This is a genomic window from Arthrobacter flavus (assembly GCF_039526005.1).
Lineage (GTDB): Bacteria > Actinomycetota > Actinomycetes > Actinomycetales > Micrococcaceae > Arthrobacter_D > Arthrobacter_D flavus.
This window is the reverse complement of sequence record NZ_BAAAIJ010000029.1, coordinates 1-5,078: the sequence shown is the minus strand read 5'-3', so window position 1 is coordinate 5,078 and position 5,078 is coordinate 1. Positions and strand designations below refer to the sequence as shown.

Annotated in this window: 6 protein-coding genes; 3 read left to right on the top strand and 3 right to left on the bottom strand. The window is 58.4% G+C overall.

Annotated features, from left to right (window positions below; genetic code table 11):
* Positions 1 to 345: 345 nt before the first annotated feature.
* The 3 genes from ABD059_RS07545 (at position 346) to ABD059_RS07535 (ending at position 2,004) form a co-directional block, all read left to right on the top strand.
* A complete protein-coding gene (locus ABD059_RS07545) occupies positions 346 to 774 on the top strand; it encodes a hypothetical protein (protein ID WP_343878770.1) in 429 nt (142 codons plus the stop codon).
* A gap of 213 nt (positions 775 to 987) precedes the next feature.
* A complete protein-coding gene (locus ABD059_RS07540) occupies positions 988 to 1,710 on the top strand; it encodes a hypothetical protein (protein ID WP_343878769.1) in 723 nt (240 codons plus the stop codon).
* An 18-nt stretch (positions 1,711 to 1,728) separates the two neighbouring features.
* Positions 1,729 to 2,004, top strand: a complete 276-nt coding sequence (locus ABD059_RS07535; protein ID WP_343878768.1) for a hypothetical protein — start codon at positions 1,729 to 1,731, stop codon at positions 2,002 to 2,004.
* Positions 2,005 to 2,532: 528 nt separating this feature from the next.
* Here the strand turns inward: ABD059_RS07535 and ABD059_RS07530 are convergent.
* The 3 genes from ABD059_RS07530 to ABD059_RS07520 form a co-directional block, all read right to left on the bottom strand.
* Complete coding sequence (locus ABD059_RS07530; protein ID WP_343878767.1) at positions 2,533 to 3,141, bottom strand: DNA-binding protein; 609 nt, start codon at positions 3,139 to 3,141, stop codon at positions 2,533 to 2,535.
* Between the two features lie 189 nt (positions 3,142 to 3,330).
* Positions 3,331 to 3,486: a hypothetical protein gene (locus ABD059_RS07525; protein ID WP_343878766.1), complete on the bottom strand. Its 156-nt coding sequence runs from the start codon at positions 3,484 to 3,486 to the stop codon at positions 3,331 to 3,333.
* Positions 3,487 to 3,735: 249 nt separating this feature from the next.
* Positions 3,736 to 4,773 (bottom strand): DUF4192 domain-containing protein, encoded by a 1,038-nt coding sequence (locus tag ABD059_RS07520; RefSeq protein ID WP_343878764.1) that lies wholly within the window; start codon positions 4,771 to 4,773, stop codon positions 3,736 to 3,738.
* Positions 4,774 to 5,078: the final 305 nt, after the last annotated feature.

Sequence of the window (5,078 nt, the reverse complement as noted above, 5' to 3'; positions counted from 1 at the left end):
AAGAACATCCATCTCAGCAGGGCCACGAGCCCCTATACGCTTACGACACGAACCCGGCTTTCACCACGAACCACGGAGAGCCGCTAAGGGGGTAACATAGCGAACCGGTATTGTAGGACAACTTGTGATGGGGGCCAACGGAGATCCATCTGGGGGGTTGCGTCCCGTGGGCGCGACAAGAGGCAAGCCTTGTTCGACATTTCCAGCGATTCAGGTGCCACCGAACGAGCATGAATGTGGTTTTTGTCAAGACCTAGCAGAAATGTCTATGCAATCTGATTTGACCGTGCCATTATCATGGCACGGTCTTATATCAGGGGGATGGCAATGATGCTAAAACGAAAAATGGGCACACTCATCGGACTCGCTGCGGTAACTATGGGGGCTTGCGCAGCCTGTACACCAGCCGATGCCTCGGCCAGCCTCCCTAGTTACGATTCCCTGGAAAGCACCCACCAAGCGATCAACGAGTTGATCAACTGCGTGGACGATGCCCCGGATTCCACCCTCGTGTACAACGAAGGGGTATTGACCACCACGAACTCGATCAAGTGCACCGAAGTGGTCGAAATATTCCATTTCGACTCAGAGGAATCAAAAGCAGGAACTTACTCGCTCCTTGCAGAGGCCGAGGGAACAGTCCGTTTCGCTGAAGGAAAAAACTGGTTCGTCGTTGACTACTCGGATGTGGCAACGGTTGAAGGCGTATCCGACCGGATCGATGTTGCGGAACTGGCCGAAAACCTTGATGCACAGTACTCCGAGGTGAAGTAGCACCCGTAAAAACCCAGTCTTTTGGGTCACGAAGTTCATCCGATCACTAAATCGAGCTTCATATTGTTTGCACCCACTAACTCTCTTTCAGAGTGCATAAAAACTAAGAAAAATAGGCAGGAAAATAGTTTCTTATTTGGTATTGTCGGAGCAAGAATAAGATGCTAATTTTTGAAGTACGGGGGTGACCGCAATGGAGAGGTCAAAAGTACAGTGAAATCATTCAAATTGGCGACGTTTAGTGTTGCCGCAATGCTGGTGCTTGGCTCGGCAGTTCCTGCTCAAGCAGCTGATGAAAAAGCGGTGGACATTAAACCTGTCCATGGTGACGGGTACGTTCTGGTCAATCCGGAGAGCGCAGAGACTGTGCATCTTCCCGACGGCAGAACGTTCATGCCCACAGGCGAGATTTCGCCCGAAACCGTTGTGGTCGTCACCGATTCGGACGGCTCACTACCAGGTGCCATGACCCAAACACAGCTCAGGACGATGGTGACTGAGCAGAGAGCGATGAAAGCTAGCGGACGGACTGCGACTGAGGAAGATCAGGTTCTGTCTGCCCAGACGCCATCGAACAGCGTAGAAAAGGCCGACACAGCCTTCGCGGCTTTCTCTCAGCGAACATACTCAGTTGGCTGGACCTGGAGACAGTTCGGTGGAAGCTCCCAAATAGGCACTACCACCACCACCCGAATGTACTACTGGCACAGCGTTGCCTCGTCAACTGCCCAGTGGGCAGAGGGCCAAGGGCTCGGCTACTACCGCGGATATAACGGTGGGACATTCGGAACCTGGTCAGCCTTCTACGCTATGGGGACTGCCAAGAGTCGAGCCGATGGCGGCGCATCAATTCCATGGGGCAACACGGCAGCGGTGACACAATTCAGAGCAAGGTCACTGAACTCTCCCCTCGCCGGCGGGTACTGGGGACCATAAGATGAAAGGACTGTAGCAATGGAATCAGCGGCAAAAAAATGCGTCCAGTGGGGAATAGCACTAATCATTGCCGGGGGAATCGTGCTCATGCTCATCCCGTTCCTACTCGGGCTGCTAGCTGAGTCGGCAGGGGCAACTGCGGCTATCGGTGTTGGGCTCCTTGACGTGATCCTCAATTTTGTTCGCTGGGCCTTGATACCGATGGGTACCACCCTTATCGGTGCTGCGGTCGTCATCCGAGTTCTTGCGCCAGCACTAGAACGATCTAACGCAGCCCACACCCCCGGGAACTAGATCAGCTTGGCGCAGGCACGTCTGGCCTTGACCGCACGTTTGGTCAGGGCCAGACGTGCGTCGTGCTACCAACGGTTCGCCACGGAAAATTCGCAACACGAACTGAAACACTTGACCGGGGACATAGACACGATTCTTCGATCAGGCGGAACCTCGCAAGACGTGCAACAGACACAGCAGCGGTTCAACGACCTGTTGTCACCGCCGCCGCGTTAACCTACTCGTCCCATACCGTCACCTGGTGACGAAAGAACTTGTGTTGCCAACGTGCAATGATCAGCCGCAGCTTGCAAAGAACGTCCCAATAAGATCCAGCAGGAACTCCCAGCATAAAGCGGGCGGGTTCTGCTGTGCTCACTGGGCCATGCTCCGTAGGTGTTGAACCTGGGCGGGATCACTCAATGGTGGTGGGGCCGGTTCCTGCACCACACAGTTACCGGCCCCCGTTGTTTCTTCTGGTTTTCCCTGCGAAAGGAAATCTGGTTTTAGCCTAGTGGCTTCTCTTCGTGAGATATCTGGCTCACCGTTTTACTTTTTGTTCCCTGTCTCGTCGGTTTGTGGTGTGATGCGCTGGATGAGTGCGTCGTGGCTTTGTTGCAGCGTGTCGGCCCGGGCACGTGCGGCGGCCAAATCATTAGCGAGGGTGCCCGCGTCGGAGCGGGAACGCTCGGCAGCGGCCTCCGCCTGGTGTACACGTCCTTCCGCGTCCTCAGCCCGCGTCACAGCAGCGGCGAGTTCCGTGTTCAGCGCCGCGGCCTCGGTATTCTTTTCGTTGGTGATCCGATCGAGGTCTGCCACGAGCTCGGCCAGCTCAGTGTCTTTGTCCTGGCCCTCTTTCACCCAGCGGGCTTCGAGGGCTGCATGCTGCTCGGCAGCCAACGCCACAGCATCAGCCCACACCGATCCGGCCAACCGCGCCGCCTGCTCAAGCAGCGGTTGCGGTGTAGCGACGATCCGTGAGCCGGCAACAGCGCTCTCTTCCCTCCACGCCTTCAAATACCTGGTCGCGTCAGCGTTGGAGACGCCGGCGGCTTCCCGGACACTGGACACCGTGGGGTTACGCTCAGCACTGATTTTCTCGGCGGCGGCGAACACCCTGTCCCGAGCCGACCCCGTCGGGCTAACGTGCTCACTCATCACAGCGGACCACTCTCGAATAGTAGTAGGAATAGTAGTAATCCTACTACTATTCCTCAATGTTTGCTACTTCCGCCGCTTGATTGCGCCAGGAGGGACCCGGATTCACCGGGCCGGTTCGGTGCAGCACAGCGGGTCCCTTGTGGGCGGAGGCGACTTAGACCCCCCAGGCGCCCATGGCCGGGGGTTTTAGCTGTTGGGCTGGTGTTTGGCGTCGGTCCAGGTGAGATCTGGGCGGGAGTCGTGGAGCTGCGGGGGCATGTTCTCGGCCAGGGCTCGTTCTGCGGTGGTATCTGGGGCGTAGGTCAGGGTCCGTGCTGGCTGGATGAGATCGGTGCCGGGCATGGTGTGTTCCCTGTTCTGTCGCGGTTGGTGCTGGTTTCACTGTATCGGCCTGTCCTGTAGTGGCTTGTCCTGTGGCGGCGTGGGCCTGGTGGCACGGTTGCCTACCTGGTGGGAGGTGGTGGCGTGCCAGATGCGGCGACCGGAGGAGCGAAGCGGGGGAGGTCGCCGCCGCGCATTCTGGCCGGTGATCATGGGAGTGGATGGAGCGGGGCCGGGAACCTGTCGTGGTTCCCGGCCCTGCCGTGGGTGTTAGTGCTGATAGGCCGTTTTTTGGCTCTTGGTGCATTCAGCGATGACGCCGGTGCCGGTGAATTTCAGCAGCAGCGCGGCGAGTCGGCTGCCGGGGTCTGCTTCTTGGGCTTTGGTCAGGTACAGGTGGGCGATTGATCCCTTGCCCTTGTACCAATTGATCCAGCCGAGCAGGGTAAATAGTGGTGCTCGGGCTTCGTTCGGGGTGAACGGGAGTAGGTCGGTGACGAGCTGTTGCACGGCATCGACTCGGCTCCAATCGGGTCGGCCAACGAACAGGCCGATCAGGGTCAGAGTCGTTTCGTGGGTGTCGTTGCTGGGGTTGATGGTGTCCGCCATGATCCGATCCCGGACGTTCGGTGCGTGTAGTGCTGCGACGAGCTGCACCGCGGTTTCCTCCGTCGGGGTGGTTCCGGTGGTGTCCTGCCAAAGGGCCCGGTTTTCGCTCATCACAGGAGTTGCCCAGTCGGTGGGGTCGATCTCTGCCCAGCCGGTCACGGTTTCCGCGATCCGGTTCAGAACGGTTTCCGCGTGTCCGCCGGTAAATACTGGGTCCGTGACGCTATCGCGCTGCGCGTTGGAGCCGTCGAAGATCATTCGGGCATTCAGGGCGCTGTCCGCGATTTCGGTCAGCGGGTGCTCGGTGCAGCAGTCCTCGTCATCGCAAAAGTAGGTTATCCAGTGCTCATCGGTGACAAGCCAGCTATCACGGATATTCATGCCAGCGGCGTGCAGCGCCGTATCGAGGGCTTCGGCGTGGGCAGTGAATGGCTTTACACCGTCGCTGGTGGGCTGGTTGGTGTAGAGGATAAACAGGGAGCCGTCGGCGTCCTGATCGTTGGCGAGGTAGCCAATGACTGACGCGGCGAACGCTTCCGGGTTGCCTTCTTGGTGCGCGTCGATGCGCAGCGTCACACCGAGCCGCTTGCCGTGCATGGTCATCAGCACAAATGATTCACGCGGGGCAAATCCGAGGGTGTGCGGGACGTAGGCCAGAATGTCAGCCGGGGACGTGACGGCAATGGGTGAGTTATTCATGGTGGTGCTCCTTTTCGCAGTGGCGGGGGTCCGGTGGTGGGGCTTCTAAAAGTGGTGGTCCAGCAGTTGGCCCTTCCCCCGTTGTTTTTGCCTGCTGGCGAAGCCTCGCGTAGCTGTGCCTGTCGGAACCTGGTCAACCCGTAGGGCAAGAGAGCGGGCCAAGCTGGGAGGAAATAAGCGACCTTGGGAGCGCCGTACACGTTGGTTCGGTCTGTTGCGGCGGAGCCGTTGAGCTGGTGGAGCAGGTACGTATGATCCGAAGGAGTCTCAATGATGTTGTCAACCGCTCCCGGACGGTGTTTGGG

Coding starts and splice junctions, on each gene's coding strand:
- ABD059_RS07530 (WP_343878767.1), bottom strand. CDS start 3,141: ATGAGTGAGCACGTTAGCCCGACGGGGTCGGCTCGGGACAGGGTGTTC.
- ABD059_RS07525 (WP_343878766.1), bottom strand. CDS start 3,486: ATGCCCGGCACCGATCTCATCCAGCCAGCACGGACCCTGACCTACGCC.
- ABD059_RS07545 (WP_343878770.1), top strand. CDS start 346: ATGGGCACACTCATCGGACTCGCTGCGGTAACTATGGGGGCTTGCGCA.
- ABD059_RS07520 (WP_343878764.1), bottom strand. CDS start 4,773: ATGAATAACTCACCCATTGCCGTCACGTCCCCGGCTGACATTCTGGCC.
- ABD059_RS07535 (WP_343878768.1), top strand. CDS start 1,729: ATGGAATCAGCGGCAAAAAAATGCGTCCAGTGGGGAATAGCACTAATC.